The following is a 21,528-nucleotide window of genomic DNA, read 5'->3' on the forward strand; positions in this document are numbered from 1 at the left end:
AATTAATTATGCAGATAAACCTTAATTAAGTTTTTTACTAATTTCTAAAGAAAGTTTTGCCTAAATTAAACCCTAACTAAAAGCAAAGGAAGGAAAGTATGCAAGTAAAAACACAAAAACAAGTTATAGCGTTGCAAAATAAAGTGCAAAAAGTCGCTGACCAACTCAACGAAGAAATTATTGCAATTACCAAAGGCATTCAACACATCCAAACCCAAACAGGTGTGGCATATCAATTAAACACTAAAGATTTTGACACTAAAAAGTTAAACTTAATTGCCAAAAAAGTCGGTGATGATTTAGAGGTAACACTAGAAGAAAATGTTGTTATTTTTGACAACTATTTTAATGTTTGCACCACTGATTTATCTTGCTTGGTTTCTTTACCCACCAAAGACGGTGGACTTTACCATATTGTTGTTGATGCTTTCTTCACTTTAGAAGACGGCACCCAAGTAGTGTATTTTTATGGCGAACAATCTATTGTTTCCACAGAATCTAGTGCCGTAAGCACAGATAACAAACAAGGCTTTTTTGATGTTGTTACCTCTAATATAGGAATTGTGGCTGCAGTTGCAGTTGTGGCTGTTGTAGTTGCCACTAGTGGCAGTGACAAGAATAATAATGACGATGAAGTGTTGCCAACATTTACCTTGGCAGATACAGGTGGCACTACCAACAATGCTACAATTACTGTTAGTGGCTTGAAGGAAGGAGCAACTTGGCAGTATTCTATTGATGGTGGCGCTAGTTTTACCGATGGTACAGGTAGTAGTTTTGTGTTGAACGAAGGCACTTATGCTGAGAATGTCATTCAGATTAAACAAACCGATACAGCTGGCAATATCTTAATCATCATCAAGAACACTTTCCCTGTTGTTGTGGACACCACAGATCCTTTATTTACCAGCACAACTACAGTTGATGTTAAAACAAACACCGAAGCTTCGGAAACGATATATGAGGCAACAGCAATAGACAATAATGCAGTTACTTACACCTTAGAAGATGGCAATCAAAAAGACAAATTTACGATTAGTAAGGAGGGGGAACTAAGATACAAGCAAAAACAAACGACAGCACATAATGACGACAAAGTTACCATTATTGCTACTGATGCTGCAGGCAATGAGACAAGGCAACTCGTTACTGTGTCGGTGAAAGATTTTATTTTATCTACCTCGGTTGTTTGGAGTAATATTGGTGATGATAATAATATCAATATTGCGGAATTGGCAATGGCTACTTTAAGTGGTACAGTTACTTCTGCTGATAGCGCATTTACTGACTTAAATATTACCAGCATTGTTTTTAAACAAAATAATGCTGTTGTCCATACGATTAACACCGCTCTTCCTGTTATTAATAACAACACTTGGACTTTAGACCACGACAACGCTTGGGCTTCAAAACTTGTCGATGGCAATTGCACTGTTGTTGTTAATCTTTCTGCCAATAGTAACAGTATCACAGGTCAAGGGAAAACGGTAGTAGCAATTGATATAGTCGCTCCAGACACACCCGTATTGAACTTTACAGATACAGGTTTATCAAATGATGGTGTTACCAAAAATGGCACAATGACTGTTGGTGATTTAGAGGCAGGTGCAACTTGGCAGTATTCTATTGATGGTGGTGCTAACTTTACCAGTGGCACAGGCAGTAGTTTTATACTGAATGAAGGTACTTATGCTGAAAATACTATTCAGATCAAACAAACTGATGTAGCTGGCAACACTTCAAGCGTTTTTAAAAATATGTCACCTGTTGTTGTGGACACCACAAATCCTTTATTTACCAGCACAACTACAGTTGATGTTAAAACAAACACCGAGGCATCGGAAACGATATATGAGGCAACAGCAATAGACAATAATGCAGTTACTTACACCTTAGAAGGTGGCAATCAAAAAGACAAATTTACGATTAGCAAGAAGGGGGAACTAAGATACAAGCAAAAACAAGCGACAGCACACAATGACGACAAAGTTACCATTATTGCCACTGATGCTGCAGGCAATGAGACAAGGCAACTCGTTACTGTGTCGGTGAAAGATTTTATTTTATCTACCTCGGTTGTTTGGAGTAATATTGGTGATGATAATAATATCAATATTGCGGAATTGGCAATGGCTACTTTAAGTGGTACAGTTACTTCTGCTGATAGCGCATTTACTGACTTAAATATTACCAGCATTGTTTTTAAACAAAATAATGCTGTTGTCCATACGATTAACACCGCTCTTCCTGTTATTAATAACAACACTTGGACTTTAGACCACGACAACGCTTGGGCTTCAAAACTTGTCGATGGCAATTGCACTGTTGTTGTTAATCTTTCTGCCAATAGTAACAGTATCACAGGTCAAGGGAAAACGGTAGTAGCAATTGATATAGTCGCTCCAGACACACCCGTATTGAACTTTACAGATACAGGTTTATCAAATGATGGTGTTACCAAAAATGGCACGATGACTGTTGGTGATTTAGAGGCAGGTGCAACTTGGCAGTATTCTATTGATGGTGGTGCTAACTTTACCAGTGGCACAGGCAGTAGTTTTATACTGAATGAAGGTACTTATGCTGAAAATACTATTCAGATCAAACAAACTGATGTAGCTGGCAACACTTCAAGCGTTTTTAAAAATATGTCACCTGTTGTTGTGGACACCACAAATCCTTTATTTACCAGCACAACTACAGTTGATGTTAAAACAAACACCGAGGCATCGGAAACGATATATGAGGCAACAGCAATAGACAATAATGCAGTTACTTACACCTTAGAAGATGGCAATCAAAAAGACAAATTTACGATTAGCAAGAAGGGGGAACTAAGATACAAGCAAAAACAAGCGACAGCACACAATGACGACAAAGTTACCATTATTGCCACTGATGCTGCAGGCAATGAGACAAGGCAACTCGTTACTGTGTCGGTGAAAGATTTTATTTTATCTACCTCAGTTGTTTGGAATAATATTGGTGATGATAATAATATCAATATTGCGGAATTGGCAATGGCTACTTTGAGTGGTACAGTTACTTCCACTGATAGTACATTTACTGACTTAAATATTGCCAGCATTGTTTTTAAACAAAATAATACCATTGTTCATACGATTAACACCACTCTTCCTGTTATTAATAACAACACTTGGACTTTAGACCACGACAACGCTTGGGCTTCAAAACTTGTCGATGGCAATTGCATCGTTATTGTTAATCTTTCTGCTAATAGTGGCGGTATCACAGGTCAGGGGGAGGCGGTAGTAGTAATTGATATAGTCGCTCCAGTAACACCCGTATTGAACTTTACAGATACAGGTTTATCAAATGATGGTATTACCAAAAATGGCACGATGACTGTTGGTGATTTAGAGACAGGTGCAACTTGGCAGTATTCTATTGATGGCGGTGTTAACTTTACTAGTGGTACAGGCAGTAGTTTTATACTGAATGAAGGTACTTATGTTGAAAATACTATTCAGATCAAACAAACTGATGTAGCTGGTAACACTTCAAGCGTTTTTAAAAATATATCAACTATTGTTGTGGACACCACCCCACTAGCAACACCGACATTTACCTTTGTAGACACAGGTTCATTAGATAACGATCGTATTACTAACAATGGTACGATTACTGTTAATGGTTTAGCGTCAGATGCAACTTGGCAGTATTCTATTGATGGCGGCACTAACTTTACCAGTGGCACAGGCAGTAGTTTTATGCTGTCTGATGGCAATTACACTGAGAATGCCATTCAGATTAGACAAACTGATGTAGCTGGTAATATTTCAGGTGCATCTGTAAACACTTCAACTATTGTTGTAGATACCACAGATCCTTTATTTTTCAGCACAGGTAATACTGTTAATGTTAGAATAAATTCAGCTGTTACAACTACTATTTACGACGCTCGAGTAGTTAACCATACTGGTGGCAATGCAGATGAAGGCATTACTTATAGCATAAAAGGAGCGAATGCCAGTAAATTTTCGATTACTACTGACACTGGAATAGTAACCTACAAAACAATGCAAACGGTAGCGCATAATGATGCAATCACCATTGTTGCTACTGATGTTGCGGGCAATGAGAGCGAGCAATCTATTGTGGTATCAGTGAAAACTTTATTACAAGGCTTTGCTGTCAATGGTGAGAGTGCTGGTGATTATAGTGGCTTGCCAGTCTCCTCAGCAGGCGATGTCAACGGTGATGGCTTAGATGATTTGATTGTTAGTGCTCAATATGCAGAAAACAAAGCAGGTAAATCTTATGTCGTGTTTGGTAAAGTTGATGGAGTCGCTGTTGATTTGTCAACCATAGCCTCTGGCACAGGTGGCTTTGTTATTAATGGTGAGAATGCTAATGATTGGAGTGGCACCTCAGTCTCCTCAGCAGGCGATGTCAACGGCGATGGCTTGGATGATTTGATTGTTGGTGCTTATAAAGCAACTCCCAGTGAGACAAAAAGTAAAGCAGGTAAATCTTATGTCGTGTTTGGCAAAGTTGATGGAGTCGCTGTTGATTTGTCAACCATAGCCTCTGGCACAGGTGGCTTTGTTATTAATGGTGAGAATACTGATGATTGGAGTGGCAGTTCAGTCTCCTCAGCAGGCGATGTCAACGGCGATGGCTTAGATGATTTGATTGTTGGTGCCCATAATACAGGCCCCATGGGTGAATCTCTAGCAGGTAAATCTTATGTCGTGTTTGGTAAGAAGGATAACACAACTGCCATTAATTTATCAACCATAGCCTCTGGCACAGGTGGCTTTGTTATTAATGGTGAGAGTGCTAATGACTATAGTGGCTATCCAGTCTCCTCGGTAGGCGATGTCAACGGCGATGGTTTAGATGATTTGATTATTGGTGCTTTTAGGGCAGATCCTGATGGCAGAGACCAAGCAGGTAAATCTTATGTCGTGTTTGGTAAAGCTGATGGAGCCGCTGTTGATTTATCAACCATAGCTTCTGGCACAGGTGGCTTTGTTATTAATGGTGAGAGTGTTCTGGATGAAAGTGGCTTCTCAGTCTCCTCAGCAGGCGATGTCAACGGCGATGGTTTGGATGATTTGATTGTTGGTGCTTGTAAAGCAACCCCCAGTGAGACAAAAAGTAAAGCAGGTAAATCTTATGTCGTGTTTGGCAAAGCTGATGGAGCCGCTGTTGATTTGTCAACCATAGCCTCTGGCACAGGTGGCTTTGTTATTAATGGTGAGAGTGCTTGGGATGAAAGTGGCTTCTCAGTCTCCACAGCAGGCGATGTCAACGGCGATGGACTGGATGATTTGATTGTTGGTGTTTATATGGCAAAATTCGATGGTAAAGTTCAAGCAGGTAAATCTTATGTCGTGTTTGGTAAAGCTGATGGAGCCGCTGTTGATTTATCAACCATAGCCTCTGGCACAGGTGGCTTTGTTATTAATGGTGAGAATGCTGGGGATTATAGTGGCTACTCAGTTTCCTCAGCAGGCGATGTCAACGGCGATGGCTTGGATGACTTGATTATTGGCGCTTATGGAGCAAGTCCTGATGGCAGTGGGGATAAAGTAGGTAGGTCTTTCGTAATATTTGGCAAAACCGACACAACAGCCGTTAATCTAGCAGATATTAGCGCTGCTGGAGGCGACATTGCCCATACAATTGATTTTCAAGGTGATGCCAATACTGATAAAAACGACACACTAACAGGCACCTCTGCTGATGAGTTGTTTATTGCTGGTTTAGGTAACGATGTCTTAACGGGTAATGGCGGTACCGATGTTTTCAATGCAGGTGCAGGTGACGATACTATTATCATCAATGCGGACAACCTTGCCAAACTCTCCAGCAAGGTACTGAGTAACCATTTACTCGCTCGTGTTGATGGGGGCGGTAATACCGATACGCTAAAATTAGCAGGCACTGACTTAACTTTAGATCTTACGCAAATAGACAATGGTCGCATTCAAGACATTGAAATCATTGATTTAACAGGTTCAGGTAACAATACTTTGAAACTTAATCTTAATGACTTATTGGATATTTCCAGCTCAACCAATGTTCTTAAAGTTATGGGTGATGCGGGTGATAAAGTTGATATAGAACTTAGTAGCAATGCTTTTATTCAAGGTTCTGCAGAAACAAAGGATGGCATTACTTATGATATTTATAGCAATGCTAACGCCTCCACTGCAAAATTGTGGATAGATCAAGATTTAGCGGTGGTTTAACTGTTCTTTGTTTGTCTCAGCCAAAGGGCAAAACTTAGCGTAATTGGCTTTGAAAAGTTGCTGTTCAAAGTAATCAGAAAATTAAGTATGTTTAATTTTTGCGTTTGCTGGCTTAGGTAAAGGGCATTTTGAAAACTGGTCACTGGTGATTCCTCTAACATCTTTTCTTGGTAGAGAAGGAATGGTTATAAACCGTTCCCTGCGGATTGTTGCGTCTTTTTTTTAACAAAAAACGCAAAAATTAGAGATGAAAAGTAATAATATGGGTGTTTTTTCGGATAAAAAAATTGGATTTTTTTTTGCAGATTTTTTGATTTTCTTAGAAAAATAGAGGTTCTGAAATCCTGAGGTTTTGGTGGTTTTTTTTGGCTTATGCAACGCTCTCTTTTTAGCGTGCGTTCAAAATAGAGTCTAGAAATAAGGGCAATTCATTGTTTATGAAAAATTATTGTATAATTTACAGAATTTATTTGCATAATCATAATTGATTATGCGGGTAAGCCGCAATTAAATTTTCTCTAACCTTTAAAGAAAATTTATTCTAAATTAGACCACATAGAGGCAAAGGAAAGAAGTATGCAAGTAAAAACACAAAAACAAGTTATAGCGTTGCAGAATAAAGTGCAAAAAGTCGCTGACCAACTCAACGAAGAAGTTATTGCCATTACCAAAGACATTCAACACATCCAAACCCAAACAGGTGTGGCATATCAATTAAACACTAAAGATTTTGACACTAAAAAGTTAAACTTAATTGCCAAAAAAGTCGGCGATGATTTAGAAGTAGCACTAGAAGAAAGTGTTGTTATTTTTGATAACTATTTTACTATTTGCACCACTGATTTATCTTGCTTGGTTTCTTTACCCACCAAAGACGGTGGACTTTACCATATTGTTGCTGATGCTTTCTTCACTTTAGAAGACGGCACCCAAGTGGTGTATTTTTATGGCGAACAATCTATTGTTTCCACAGAATCTAGGGGAGTAAGCGCAGATGACAAACAAAGTTTTTTCGATGTTATTACTTCAAACATAGGAATTGCAGTCGCAGTCGCAGCCATTGTGGTTATCGCTAGTATTGGCAGTGATAATGATGAAGAGTCACTAACATTTACCTTTGCAGATGCAGGTGGCACTACCAACAATACTACGATTACTGTTAGTGGCTTGAAGGAAGGGGAAACTTGGCAGTATTCTGTTGATGGCGGTGCTAGTTTTACTGATGGTACAAATAGTAGTTTTGTGTTGAGAGAAGGCACTTATGCTAAGAATGCCATTCAGGTTAAGCAAATTGATGCAGCCGGCAATATCTTAATCGTCGTTAAAAATGCTTCCCCTATTGTTGTGGACACCACAAATCCTTTATTTACCAGTGAAGCCGTAGTTGATATTGAAATAAATGCCGAAGCATCGGAAACGGTATATATAGCAACAACAACAGACAACAATACAATTGCTTACACCCTAGAAAATGGCAATCAAAAAGAAAAATTTACGATTAACAGAGATACGGGTGAACTAAAATATAAGCACAAACAAACGACAGCACATGATAACGACAAAGTTACTATTATTGCTACTGATGCTGCAGGCAATGAAACAAAGCAACTTGTTACTGTGTCGGTGAAAGATTCTGTTTTATCCACCTCAGTTATTTGGAATAATATTGATAATAATATCAATATTGCGGAATTAGCAGTGGTTACTTTGAGTGGTTCAGTTGCCCCCACTAATACTACATTTACTGACTTAAGTATTACCAGTATTGTTTTCAAACAAAATAATACCATTGTCTATGTAGTTAACATCGCTCTTCCCGTTATCAATAACAACATTTGGGCTTTAGGTCATGATGATGCTTGGGCTTCAAAACTTGTCGATGGCAATTGCACTGTTGTTGTTAATCTTTCTGCTAATAGTGGTAGTGTCACAGGTCAAGGGGAAACGGTAGTAGTCATTGATATAACCGCCCCAGTAACACCAGGATTGAACTTTATAGATACAGGTTTATCAGATGATGGTATTACTAAAAATAATACGATAACTGTTGGTGATTTAGAAGCAGGTGTAACTTGGCAGTATTCTGTTAATAGTGGCGCTAATTTTATTGAGGGCGAAGGCAATAGTTTTACGCTAGATGAAGGCGCCCATGCTCAAAATACCATTCAGATCAAGCAAACTGATGCAGCTGGCAATGTCTCAAGCGTGACTGTAAACGCTTCAACTATTATTGTAGATACCACAGATCCTTTATTCTTCAGCACAGGTAATGTCGTTAATGTTAGAACAAATTCAGCGGTTACAACTACTATTTACGACGCTCGAGTAGTTAACCATACTGGTGGCAATGTAGATGAAGGCATTACTTATAGCATAAAAGGAGCGAATGCCAGTAAATTTTCGATTACTACTGACACTGGAATAGTAACCTACAAAACAATGCAAACGGTAGCGCATAATGATGCAATTACCATTGTTGCTACTGATGTTGCGGGCAATGAGAGCGAGCAATCTATTGTGGTATCAGTGAAAACTTTACTACAAGGCTTTACTATTAATGGCAAAAGTGCTGGAGATGAAAGTGGCTACTCAGTCTCCTCAGCAGGCGATGTGAATGGCGATGGCTTGGATGATTTGATTATTGGTGCCTATAAAGCAGGCTCCGAAAACCAAGCAGGTCAATCTTTCGTCGTGTTTGGCAAAGTTGATGGAGTCGCTGTTAATTTATCAACCATAGTCTCTGGCACAGGTGGCTTTGTTATTAATGGTGAGAGTGCGGGAGATTATAGTGGCTTCTCAGTCTCCTCAGCAGGCGATGTGAATGGCGATGGCTTGGATGATTTGATTATTGGTGCCTACAAGGCTAAAAACAAAGCAGGTCAATCTTTCGTCGTGTTTGGCAAAGCTGATGGAGCCGCTGTTAATTTATCAACCATAACTCCTGGCACGGGCACAGGTGGCTTTGTTATTAATGGTGATAAAGATGAGACTGCCGATAGGATTGGGGATTATAGTGGCTTCTCAGTCTCTTCAGCAGGCGATGTGAATGGCGATGGCTTAGATGATTTAATTGTTGGCGCCTATGGTGTAGACCTTGTAGATAAACCACAAGCAGGTCAATCTTTCGTCGTGTTTGGCAAGGCTAATGGAGCCGTTGTTAACTTATCAACCTTAAACACGGGTGGTTTTGTTATTAATGGTGAGAAGGATTATGATTGGAGTGGCTATTCAGTCTCTTCAGCAGGCGATGTGAATGGCGATGGTTTGGATGATTTGATTATTGGTGCCTATAAGGCAGGATCCGATAGTAAAAACAAAGCAGGCAAATCTTTCGTCGTGTTTAGTAAAATTGATGGCGCTATTATTGATTTATCAACCGTAGCCTCTGACACAGGTACAGCTGGCTTTGTTATTAATGGTGAGAAAAGTTATGATGGGAGTGGTTTCTCAGTCTCCTCAGCAGGCGATGTGAATGGTGATGGTTTGGATGATTTGATTGTTGGTGCCTATAAGGCAGAAAACCAAGCAGGTAAATCTTATGTCGTGTTTGGCAAAGTTGATGGGGCTGCTGTTGATTTATCAGCCATAGCCTCTGGCACAGGTGGTTTTGTTATTCATGGTGAAAGTGCTTGGGATAAAAGTGGTTTCTCAGCCTCTTCAGCAGGCGATGTGAATGGCGATGGCTTGGATGATTTAATTGTTGGTGCTTCTCAAGCAAACTCCGATGGTAAAAGCAACACAGGTAAATCTTATGTCGTGTTTGGTAAAGATGATGGATTTGCTGTTAATTTATCAGCCATAGCCTCTGGCACAGGTGGCTTTGTTATTAATGGCGAGAATGCTGAGGATTATAGTGGCTTCTCAGTTTCCTCAGCAGGTGATGTTAACGGCGATGGTTTGGATGATTTAATTGTTGGTGCTTTTGGGGCAGATCTCGATGGTATAGGCATAGGTAAATCTTTCGTAATATTTGGCAAAACTGACACAAAAGCCGTTGATTTAGCAGATATTAGCGCTGCTGGAGGCGACATTGCCCATGCAATCGATTTCCAAGGTGACACTAATGCCGATAAAAACGACACACTAACAGGCACCTCTGTGGATGAGTTGTTTGTTGCCGGTTTAGGTAACGATGTCTTAACAGGTAATGGCGGTACCGATGTCTTTAATGCAGGCAAGGGCGATGACACTATTATCATCAATGCGGACAACCTTGCCAAACTCTCCAGCAAGGTACTGAGTAACCATTTACTCGCTCGTGTTGATGGGGGCGGTAATACCGATACGCTAAAATTAGCAGGCACTGACTTAATTTTAGATCTTACGCAAATAGACAATGGTCGCATTCAAGACATTGAAATCATTGATTTAACAGGTTCAGGTGACAATATTTTGAAACTTAATCTTAATGACTTATTGGATATTTCCAGTTCAACCAATGTTCTTAAAGTTATGGGTGATGCGGGTGATAAAGTTGATATAGAACTTAGTGGCAATGCTTTTATTCAAGGTTCTGCAGAAACAAAGGATGGTGTTACTTATGATATTTATAGCAATGCTAACGCCTCCACTGCAAAATTATGGATAGATCAAGATTTAGCGGTGATTTAACCGCTCTATTGCTTGTCTCAGCCAGAGGGCAAAACTTAGCGTTCAAAGTAATCAGAAAAACTCAGTGTATAATTTGTGTGTTTGATGGCTTAGGTAAAGGGTATTTTGAAAAATGGTGTCATTGGTGATTCCTCTAACATCTTTTCTGAGTAGGGGCGGTTACAAACCATTCTCTGCAGTTGGGTTTATCCTCTTGGGACTGGGACTGCTGAGTGTTGTTGGAAAAATTGTCAAGTGGGTGAAAATGGATTCTTGATGATTATTCATATTTATACAAAGGTCTCATACTTATACAAAGGTTTTATGGGTTACTGTTAGGCCTACAACAGAAGGGTATGATTTGCATGCTTGTTCTTTGTTATAGATTGGGTTCAATTTAATGACGATGGCTCAGTTGTTGTTAATATTTATAAAAAAGTAATTTTTGGAGATTGTGATGGATAATTTACCTTGTCCCGTCTGTAATGGTACTTGTGAATCATTAGATGTTGTAGATTTTAATAAATCTTGCGAAGAGAGTAGAGGGATATTTCTGCCAATGTCTGGGCATTCTGTTTATTATTATCTTTGCAATCAATGTAGTTTTTGTTTTGCTCCAGCAATGTATCAATGGTCATTAGATGATTTTTCTAAAAAAATTTATAATGATGAATACATAAATATTGACCCTGACTCTCTAAAAACCAGACCAGAGGAAAATGCAAACAATATTAACCAATTTTTTTTAGAAAAGAAAAAAGAAATTAGACACTTGGATTATGGTGGTGGCAATGGCTTGTTGAGTGATTTGTTGACAAAACAAGGTTGGGATTCATCAAGTTACGACCCTTTTGTTAATCGCGATGTCAATATAAAAAATTTAAAAAAATTTGATTTAATCACTGCTTTTGAGGTGTTTGAACATGTGCCCGATGTTGATAATTTAATGTTAGAACTCAGTACATTAATTAAAGAAGATGGCATTGTTTTATTTAGTACATTACTATCTGATGGAAATCTTGAAAAGAATAAGCGCATTAATTGGTGGTATGTCTCGCCTAGAAATGGACATATTAGTGTGTTTTCCAAGAACAGTTTGGCTATTCTGGCTAAAAATCACCAATTTAATACGAATAGTTTCTCTGCTGGGTTTCATATTTTGTTTAAACAAATTCCAAATTGGGCGTCACATATTATTACTGTTGATAAAACTTAAATGTTTTGTTTTTCAATCTTATGGTCGGAATTTTTTCTAAAACTAAGCATCATATTGATAACTAATCATCTCAGTGTGAGAGGCCATTCTAGCGGAGCCAAGATGGGCTTTATAAAAATTTACAGATGAGTGAAAATGTCATTATGTAAAAACCTCTTTATTTTAAAATTTTGCCAACTATTCATATTTATGCAAAAGCCTCTATTCATATTTTTTAGTTGTAAAATAGAACTTAAATTACTTTATGCTTTAGTATTATTAGATGTCTACCACCGAATTTGTTCACCTTCATTGTCATAGCGAGTATTCTGTTGAAAACAGTTTGATTCGCATACCTAAATTGGTTGCTCAAGCGAAAAATTTAGGTTTAAATGCGATTGCATTAACCGATAAGAACAATTTATTTGCTGCTATTAAATTTTATAAGGCAGCAAAGGGTTCTGGCATTAAACCCATCTTTGGTGCTGAAATTACCCTTCAAGAAGATCAGCAAAATTCCTCTTTATTACTCTTATGCCAAGATCGGCAAGGCTATTTGAATTTATCCGAACTGATTTCTTTGTCTTATCAAGGGGGGCAGGGCATGGAGGGTGCAAGTGTCAGCCTTGAGCAGTTACAGCAATACAATCAAGGTTTGATAATGATAGCATTACCTGTGCATAGTAATGTGGCACAAGCATTGATTGGGAATCAAATACCTGAAGCGCAAGAAAAAGCGATTGCTTGGCAACAAATGTTTGGCGATCGGTTTTATTTAGGCCTGCAACGCACTAATCGTGTCCACGATGAGCAACACTTACACCTTTGCATTGAGTTAGGCTTGGCGCTTGATATTCCTATGGTGGCAACCAATAATGTGGAATTTTTGGAGAAGGATGAATTTGAGGCGCATGAGGCACGCATTTGTATCTCCCAAGGTGGCTTGTTGGATGATGCGCGGCGTGAAAAGAATTATTGTGATGACCAGTATTTAAAATCTGGTGAGGAAATGAACACATTGTTTTCCGACTTGCCTGAAGTTATTGCCAATAGTGTTGAAATTGCCAAGCGTTGCAATGTGCATTTTGAATTAAACAAAAAGAATTATTTGCCAAATTTCCCTGTGCCCGAGGGCTTGACTATGGCAGAATTCTTTTCTCAAGAATCTGAAACTGGTTTAGAGAAGCGTTTAACGGGGCTTGTTGTTGATAGAAAAGTTTATGATGAGCGCTTAACATTTGAACTTTCAGTGATCAATGAGATGGATTTTCCTGGTTATTTCTTAATCGTTGCCGATTTCATTCGCTGGTCTAAAGACAATGGCATACCGGTAGGCCCCGGTCGTGGTTCGGGCGCAGGTTCACTGGTGGCATATGTCTTGGGGATTACTAATGTTGACCCGATTAAACACGAGTTGCTGTTTGAGCGTTTTTTAAATCCTGAGCGGGTTTCTATGCCAGATTTCGATGTAGATTTTTGCACCGATAGGCGTGATGAGGTTATTGAATATGTGTCGAAAAAATATGGCGCTGAAAAAGTTTCTCAAATCATTACTTACGGCACGATGGCTGCCAAAGGTGTGGTGCGTGATGTGGGGCGTGTTTTAGGGCATCCGTATGGTTTTAGTGACCGTATTTCAAAATCGATACCCAATGATTTAAAAATTAATTTGTCACGCGCATTAGGGCGTTTTGCAGACAATGATTCTCAAGAAAATAAAGACAAATGGTTTTCAGAGGAATTAAAACAAAGATACGATTCCGAGGAAAGCGTTACAGCCTTGCTTGACTTGTCCTTAAAACTAGAAGGTTTGGTGCGAAATGTAGGCACACATGCGGGTGGCGTACTCATTGCACCAAGCAAGATTAGTGATTTCTGCCCAACTTACAAAGCCAGCGATGAAGACGGTGTGGTTTCACAATTTGATATGAAAGATGTTGAGGCAGTTGGACTGGTTAAGTTTGATTTCTTGGGCTTGTCAAATTTAACGGTTATTGATAAAACCGTCAAACTTATTCACGCCAAAGGATTGAGCGAAGAATTGATAGATATTGATGCCTTATCGCTAGACGATGAAGCCGTGTATAAATTATTGCAAGCTTGTGATACCACCGGTATTTTTCAATTAGAGTCAGATGGAATGCGCGGTTATTTAAAGAAATTACAAGCAGACTCTTTCGAAGATATCGTTGCAATGCTAGCCCTATATCGCCCAGGTCCACTGGATGCAGGCATGGTAGATGATTATATTAATGTTAAGCATGGCACGCAAAAAGTGAAATACCCACACCCAATGCTGGAAGGGATTTTGGCACCAACCAACGGCGTATTTTTATACCAAGAACAGGTGATGCAATCTGCCCAAGTAATGGCAGGATATTCGTTAGGTGGTGCAGATTTACTTCGCCGTGCAATGGGCAAAAAAATTGCCTCCGAAATGGATGCACAGCGCAGTGTATTTGTCAAAGGTGCGGCAGAAAATGACATTGACGAGAAAAAAGCCAATGAAATTTTTGATTTGATTGACAAGTTTTCAGGCTATGGTTTTAACAAATCTCACTCCGTAGCATACGCTTATGTCTCCTATCAAACCGCATGGCTAAAATCACATTATCCCGCCGCCTTTATGGCATCTGTACTTTCAAGAATGATGGATGACACAGACAGGGTCAGCTTTACTGTGAACGAAATTAGAGCCATGACACTCACCATTAAAGGCCCAAGTGTTAATGAATCTTTATATGAATTTAGCATTAAAGATGATGCAACCATCATTTATGGTTTGGGCGCAATTAAAGGCGTGGGTGAAGCCTTAGTTGAAGTGCTGGTTGCCGAGCGTGATGCTCATGGCGAATATCAAAATTTATTCGATTTCTGTATGCGTATAGAAAAAAGAACACTCAACAAACGCGCACTTGAAGCATTAATTTATAGCGGTGCTTTAGATAAATTTGGCATTGATAGAGCCGTTCTAATTCAAACTTATCCCAGCGCAATGAAACAAGCAGAGCAACGACAAAACGACCGCTCAAGCGGGCAAAGTGGCTTGTTTGCCGAGGCACAGGGCTGTCAGGAATATGACATAAATTACGAATCAGCACCGTCATTTTCATTCAGAAGAACCTTGCAGCTTGAAAAGATCGTCATGGGCTATTATTTTTATCAACATCCCACAGATGAGCATAAAAATGACATGAAATCCCTCAGTGCCACGCTACCCAAAAATCTCACTTTTAGAAACAATAAAGAAGCCCGCGTGCTGGCACTTATCTCCGAAGTGCATTACCGAACCACAAGAAAAGGCAACCAAATGGCATCCATTGTCCTTGAAGATGGTCAAGTGATACTAAACGCCGTCATTTTCTCCAAAACACTAGAAACAGAAGGCACCAGCGAGCAGTTAAATATCGATACTGTTGTCATTGCCTCTGGAACCATTGAAAAAGACGATTACCGAGACGGATGGCAACTGGTCGTTAATAAAGTTGAAAATATCGACGCAATCAAAGAAAAATACGCCAAAAGTTTCGATATCTTACTCAACCACCAACATTCAAAATTATTTGAACAACTTGCCACCACACTTAAGCAAAATCAAGGTCAATGCCCAGTCAGATTGTATTATCAAGTCAAGCAATCCCGAGGCTCCATGTTATTAAACAACGAATACTCTGTCAGCCCAAATCAACAATTAGTAGAAACAATCAACGCCCTATTAGGCAACAACACCAGCCGTATTAACTACTAGCCGTTAGGCAATGCCTCAAATTCTTTGCGTTTTAACTCAAACCACTCTTCCATTTTCCCCGGCACCTTCATCAGGGTTTGCATTTTATTCATAGCATTCAAATGCGCTTCATCCTGCTCTTTAAACATCTCCATCCCATGCTGCTTGCTCATCTCAGCCATTTCCTCAAATGTCTCAGCACAAAATTCTTTTTCACATGCACCACCAAGTTGATTACAGGTCATTGTTTTCATAAAATTTTCCTTTTATTTTTATACTATATATTCTTGCTTTCAAACTCTGCCTATATGCAACTTCTATTTGATCTAATGCATCCATAGTAGAGGCCACACTTAAACGATTTATCGGCAATTAACAACCATTGTGCCTGCAAAATAATCATGGGCGCAGCGCCTTTTCTTTCCAAAAATTATCAAAACATTAATGATTGAGAGAGGTGGCCCAATAATGGGAATTTGACCTGTTAAAAAGTAAGTGCCATATCTTTTTAACAGATGTTCTTTGACGCTAAGGCGTTCACCTGTTAGCGTTACTATTTTTATACCTAAAGCCTTTTTTCCAATTGTTTGCCCTTTGTTTATAAGTAATTTCCCATTTAAGACTATAAAAATTACAATCGAAAAGATACTCAAAAGCAAGGTATAAGCAATTGATAATGAGGTGGCGTTAGAAATATTATTAAAGCCATCTGTGAAATATATTGCAGGCATTGCAACAATTGCGATGATTATTGCATCTAGTGTCGACGCCCATAATCGACGCCACCGACTTGCCAAAATTAACTTATTCTCAACATTTTCTTGTAAAGCATTGTGATCTTTTTCTTCCATGGTTTCCCCTTTTTATAACAAACGATTATTATAGGGACATATTCCCCTATTGAGAGATTAAAAACAACCCCTTGTCTTTATTGTAAGATAAAAGTTAAAGACTAGGTTGAATACAATTTAGATTGGATTTTAGCAAAATACGACAACAGAAAGTAGGTTAATTATTTAGTAAATGCGTGAAATAATTGGCATTATGGGTAATGGGAACGAGGCACAACGCTATAACGAGGATACGATGTGTGCTAACTAGTCTAAGTTTTACAAAAAAATACTTTAATTGCCATTTTTAAAAACCATCAGATTTGTCGAAAAAGTTTACATAGAGTTCAACAAACACGCAAAAAAATAAACCACTAGTTGAGGCAGTTAATGACAGAACAAAGGCATTTATTATCGCCCAAAAACATCTACGACATCAATCACACCTTTTACCTCTAAATAAAACTTGAAATGAAATGCGAGCACCCTGTTGGGTGCATTAGTACTTTCTATAATTATCAAGTGGCAAACCATGTCCACCAGATATTTTAAGTATGTTACAAATTATCTCAAAATATTGAGGCTGAATACCCTCTATTTCCTTATACTCTCTGTGGTCATTTAACGAGCGAATTGTTCTAAATTGATTCCAAATGCTCCTTTGGGTTATTATTTTATTGACCTCATGATGCTTTTCACAGTCACAAGCTCTATATATTTCGATATAATCACTAATTTCTCGGGATTCATCACTGGTAAGTGCTTTGCCATTTATAGTAGATTCAGAGATTACCTTTTTGCTAGAATATTCTCGGTATAGTAAAACCCTTTTTGAAAATCCATCAGTGCCGATTGAAATCAATAACTGTAATTCATGCCACCGTAATTTTATGATATTCGTTATATGAATATCACTCATTATTCCTTTTCTATTTGTGACTCTCACAATTTCGTTAATTTTAAAGTTTGCTATTTCTTTGTATAGGTTATTATCATATTCAATTTTCAAAAAATCCTCCTATTATCTAAGAACCCAACGCCGTATAAATGCCAAAAGTTGCAAAGTGAAGCAGTGTAACTTTACTCGTTTCCAAGCAGAGCTTTAGAGATGAGGAACAAGTGATGTTTTAAATTATCTATTAGATCTATTTGTTAATACTTTTCTATATCTGTAATTTCATCAATATTATATTTAGTTATGTATTCTGATATATTCTCTAAGTTGATGTTGTTAATGTTGAGAGAGATTGATGCCAAACCAACGACATTTAATTTGAATTCATCCTCAGCTTCAAAATAATGGTCATTATGGTCTGTAACTGACGGAGGAGCGTGCTCTTCATCAGAAATCATATAATAATCTGATTTGAATATATAATAATAAGCCGACACTGTTATTGTTAAGTTGAATGGAATTCCAAATTGACCGTTTCCATAATATCTTATTTCTGAAAAGTCTAGATCAATATGTTCCACCTCTTCATAGCCACTTATAGTGGCTTCATTATTATCATCGGGTATTGATTGATCGGTAAATGTTTTCCACATAATAGTTTCGCCAATATTATTTGAAATAAAGTTTGTAATTTCTCTACATTTCTTTTCATGTTGCCTTATCGCTTCTATCAGTTGACTAATAATAAAATCTGTATCTTTCAGTTCTGCTTGTATGAGATCAGATTTTATAAAGTCCGAAAGACTGTTATAAGTAGTAATCTCCCCTTCGTTTGAGAATGTATCTTTTATCTTGTTATCTCCTGAAACAACATGAATGTCATTATTTTCTTTATTGAGTTTAAATATTGATTGCACAATAAAGCTGTCAGGAATATCTTCTCGTTTTTTGATTGATTTTAAAGGTGGGGTACCTTGAAAATAAGCTTCCAATGCAGCGTTAGCTTGTTCTAAGCAAAGTGGATATAAATTTGCACCTATATTATTAGCCCAGTTAGTTATTTGATTCTCAGTATTAGACAGTGTGTTTTCTAATTCATCCTCAAGAAGATCCTTCAATATTTCTAATTTATTTAATATATCTGTATTTAATTGCTTTTCAGATAGTTTTGATAATCCCGATATTACCTTGGAATGAGCCTTTAAATATATTTCTTTTTGCTGTGTTTGAAATTCACGTAGTACCACATACGGAATATGAAGGCGAATGCTATTTGCCTTCGCAAGTTCTTCAAGGGCTTTGAAATCTAGATTTTCTCTGTTTGGATTTTTACGATATATATTTGTATCTAAAATTACATGAATCAAGTTTCAACCTCCTTTGTAATAATTATTTTTATGAAAAATATATTTTACTATATTGCAATATTAAAAATATTTCTTGTTTTTTTTGTAAGATAAAAGTTAAAAACTAAGTGCAATTTAAATTTAATATTAGCGAAATATGATAACAGAAAGCAGTCAACCATTCAATAAATGCGTGAAATAATTAGCGTTATAGGTAACAGGAGCAATGTATCCGCGTTCCCGAGCAGAACTTGGGAACAAAAAGGGCTATGTGGGTTGTCTAAACAGCTTGAGAGTGAGGGATTACTCATTTTGGCTTTTGATTAATAACATTGTCGAAGGTAGTAGCGTTTGGCATCTTTACGATATTCTTTGATGTTTATGTCGTGAGTGAAGAGGAGGTCGATTTGTCCAGAGCATTGGGTTTGGAGGGTTTGGATGTTGTTGGCTTGGTAGCGTTGTAGAATGGTTTTATGGGGGTGGTGGAAGCGGTTTTGAAAGCCGCTGGAGATGATGACTAGGGTGGGGGATACGGCGGTGAGGAATGCTTGGGTGGAGGAGGTTTTGCTGCCGTGGTGGGGTGAGATTAGGACGGTGCTTTTGAGTTTTTTTGTAAAGTTTTGTACGAGGTGGCGTTCGGTTGCTTTTTCGATGTCGCCGGTGAGTAGGATACTGTATTTTTGGTTGGAGACTTTTAGGACGCAGGAGGCGTTGTTGTCTGTGAGTTTGGATTTTTTGTTGGGGCTGAGGATTTCGAAGAGGACGCCGTCCCATGTCCAGTTTTGCCCTGCTTGGCAATTTGTGGCTTTGGTTGGGATTTTTTCGGGTACGGAGCTGAGTATTTCGGTGATGTCGAAGTTTTGTAAAATGTTGTTAAGTCCGCCAATGTGGTCGTTATCATCGTGGGAAATAATCACTTTGTCTAAGTGCTGAATGTGTTTTGCTCGAAGGTAGGGGGTAATGACGCTATCGCCAAGATCAAAGCCAGAGGCGTATCTTGCGCCAGTGTCAAATAATAAAATATGGTTACGGGTTTGTATGACATGTGCCAATCCTTGTCCAACATCCAGTGTAGTCACGAGCATTGAATTGTGTTTTATCGTGTGGTTTGGTGTTAAGAATAGCAGTCCTAAAATGGGGATGGATAGCCAGCGTAGTTTGAGCCCTTTAGGCGATAGGGCGATAAACATTGCTAGGATGAAGAGGGTTAAATCAACCAGTGAAGTCTGTGAATAATGCCATTGATTAAATTCAAATTGTTGTAGTTGTTCTAATATTTTTGTTAAATAAAGCAAGATTTGATTGGCAATTGAAAAAACCATGACCGACAAATAAGCCAATCCAGTAAAGTGCAATAACGCCCCGATTAGAGCAAGTGGGATAACGGCAAAACTGAAGATTGGAATAGCAATTAAGTTGGCAATGGGGGAGACTATAGAGCCTGCTGAAAAGAACCAGATGGTGAGTGGCAGGGTGGCAAGATTGATCAATAATTGTAGGTAAATGAGGCGATAAAGCCAAGATTTATCCTGATGTTGGTGACTGCCATAGATAATCACGGCAACCACATAAAAGGACAACCAAAACCCGACACTAAAAATATTTAGCGGGTCGTTGGCCAATACCAAGAACAATGCTATGCCATATAATTGCCAAGTATTGTGATGGCGTCTAAAAATAATTGCCAGAAAAAGCACACTTGCCATAATAAAAGCACGACCTGTTGGGACAGAAAATCCAGCAATCAATGCATATACAAATGCCGACCCAAGGCCAAAAAATGCAGCAGCAACTTGCGAAGGCATTACCCTGCTTAAGCGCATAGAATATCGCCACAAAAATTGTATCAACAAGAACATAAAGCCAGAAATAAGCCCAATATGTAAGCCAGAAATAACGCTCAAGTGCGTGGTATTAGTGGCTTTAAATAACGCCCAATGCTTGGTGGAAATCAAAGAACGGTCGCCAATAATCAGTGCATTGATAATGCCACCGAATTCTTGTTGTTGCAGAATAGGGGCGAGAGAATGGCGGATGGCTTGCCTAATTTGGTCTATGGATAGCGTTTGATTGGCATCATCAATGCGCTGATTGGAGGGCGAAGCTCGCACATATCCAGTGACATCAATGCGTTTGTAAAACAACCATTTTTCATAATCAAATCCCCCTAGATTTTGATAACTGTTATTGTGTTTGATTTTGACGAGCAATTGCCAAGCATCGCCTGTGCGTAAATTGGGAGAGTGGTGATACCAAGCCAGTTTTAATTTCCCTTGAAAAGGACTGTGTGCTTTAAAGATAAACTTGGTATTGCGGGTGGTATTTTTAGGCAATTCGACAACTTTACCGGTTACTAAAATGGGTTTGTTAAGGTAAGATTCTTTGATTTGAGTGCTTAGGGTTTGTGCTGATATAATGCCCATCCAGGTAAAACCAAGCAAGAAAAATCCCAAACTTAAAGCCACGACTTTGTGGCGCTTAAAACTGAGCAAAATCGTCAAAATTATGACAAACAATGCCGACCACTCTAGCACCGTTATCAACAAGGCATTTTTCAGCGAAAACAGCAGGATTCCAAAGAGAAAATTTAAGGCATAAATAAACATAAATAAGGGTAATAAAGTTGCGACATAATTAAGTTGGAATTAAATGAGTTTATCATTTGCTAATATACTGTGAAACACCTGTTTTAATGCGTGAAACAGTAAAAGTTTTCCCCCATAA

The 21,528-nt window shown here is 38.4% G+C and carries 10 protein-coding genes; 5 read left to right on the forward strand and 5 right to left on the reverse strand.

The features are described from left to right. The first annotated feature begins 98 nt into the window (after window positions 1–98). From MS2017_RS11090 to dnaE, 4 genes are all read left to right on the forward strand, one after another. Entirely contained in the window at window positions 99–6,221 is a 6,123-nt protein-coding gene (locus MS2017_RS11090) for a beta strand repeat-containing protein (RefSeq protein WP_164707576.1), read from the forward strand. Between the two features lie 576 nt (window positions 6,222–6,797). Then, window positions 6,798–10,832, forward strand: coding sequence for an FG-GAP-like repeat-containing protein (locus MS2017_RS02365; protein ID WP_122951128.1), 4,035 nt, complete (start codon window positions 6,798–6,800; stop codon window positions 10,830–10,832). 436 nt (window positions 10,833–11,268) lie between these two features. Then, a complete protein-coding gene (locus MS2017_RS02370) occupies window positions 11,269–12,027 on the forward strand; it encodes a class I SAM-dependent methyltransferase (protein ID WP_071565036.1) in 759 nt (252 codons plus the stop codon). 262 nt (window positions 12,028–12,289) lie between these two features. Next, the gene (dnaE, locus tag MS2017_RS02375; protein WP_071565037.1) at window positions 12,290–15,754 is read left to right on the forward strand and encodes a DNA polymerase III subunit alpha; all 3,465 of its coding nucleotides are present in this window, start codon (window positions 12,290–12,292) and stop codon (window positions 15,752–15,754) included. On the opposite strand, the gene MS2017_RS02380 is transcribed toward dnaE, so the two are convergent. The 5 genes from MS2017_RS02380 to MS2017_RS02400 all read right to left on the reverse strand — a co-directional run bounded on the left by MS2017_RS02380 (window position 15,751) and on the right by MS2017_RS02400 (window position 21,269). Next, a complete protein-coding gene (locus MS2017_RS02380) occupies window positions 15,751–15,987 on the reverse strand; it encodes a DUF1059 domain-containing protein (protein WP_071565038.1) in 237 nt (78 codons plus the stop codon). The two genes, dnaE and MS2017_RS02380, sit on opposite strands and share 4 nt — an antisense overlap. A gap of 108 nt (window positions 15,988–16,095) precedes the next feature. Then, complete coding sequence (locus MS2017_RS02385; protein ID WP_122951129.1) at window positions 16,096–16,584, reverse strand: RDD family protein; 489 nt, start codon at window positions 16,582–16,584, stop codon at window positions 16,096–16,098. Between the two features lie 478 nt (window positions 16,585–17,062). Continuing rightward, the gene (locus MS2017_RS02390) at window positions 17,063–17,572 is read right to left on the reverse strand and encodes a hypothetical protein (RefSeq protein WP_122951130.1); all 510 of its coding nucleotides are present in this window, start codon (window positions 17,570–17,572) and stop codon (window positions 17,063–17,065) included. 143 nt (window positions 17,573–17,715) lie between these two features. Next, window positions 17,716–18,825 carry a PIN domain-containing protein gene (locus MS2017_RS02395; RefSeq protein ID WP_122951131.1) on the reverse strand — a complete coding sequence of 370 codons (1,110 nt, stop codon included), beginning with the start codon at window positions 18,823–18,825 and terminating at the stop codon, window positions 17,716–17,718. 302 nt (window positions 18,826–19,127) lie between these two features. Then, window positions 19,128–21,269 (reverse strand): DNA internalization-related competence protein ComEC/Rec2, encoded by a 2,142-nt coding sequence (locus MS2017_RS02400; RefSeq protein ID WP_241156966.1) that lies wholly within the window; start codon window positions 21,267–21,269, stop codon window positions 19,128–19,130. On the opposite strand from MS2017_RS02400, the gene MS2017_RS11095 reads away from it, so the two are divergent. Continuing rightward, entirely contained in the window at window positions 21,220–21,402 is a 183-nt protein-coding gene (locus MS2017_RS11095; RefSeq protein WP_164707578.1) for a hypothetical protein, read from the forward strand. The genes MS2017_RS02400 and MS2017_RS11095 overlap by 50 nt on opposite strands. Window positions 21,403–21,528: the final 126 nt, after the last annotated feature.

The organism is Bathymodiolus thermophilus thioautotrophic gill symbiont, assembly GCF_003711265.1.
Classification (GTDB): domain Bacteria; phylum Pseudomonadota; class Gammaproteobacteria; order PS1; family Pseudothioglobaceae; genus Thiodubiliella.

Coding starts and splice junctions, on each gene's coding strand:
- MS2017_RS11090 (WP_164707576.1), top strand. CDS start 99: ATGCAAGTAAAAACACAAAAACAAGTTATAGCGTTGCAAAATAAAGTG.
- MS2017_RS02365 (WP_122951128.1), top strand. CDS start 6,798: ATGCAAGTAAAAACACAAAAACAAGTTATAGCGTTGCAGAATAAAGTG.
- MS2017_RS02370 (WP_071565036.1), top strand. CDS start 11,269: ATGGATAATTTACCTTGTCCCGTCTGTAATGGTACTTGTGAATCATTA.
- dnaE (WP_071565037.1), top strand. CDS start 12,290: ATGTCTACCACCGAATTTGTTCACCTTCATTGTCATAGCGAGTATTCT.
- MS2017_RS02380 (WP_071565038.1), bottom strand. CDS start 15,987: ATGAAAACAATGACCTGTAATCAACTTGGTGGTGCATGTGAAAAAGAA.
- MS2017_RS02385 (WP_122951129.1), bottom strand. CDS start 16,584: ATGGAAGAAAAAGATCACAATGCTTTACAAGAAAATGTTGAGAATAAG.
- MS2017_RS11095 (WP_164707578.1), top strand. CDS start 21,220: ATGCCCATCCAGGTAAAACCAAGCAAGAAAAATCCCAAACTTAAAGCC.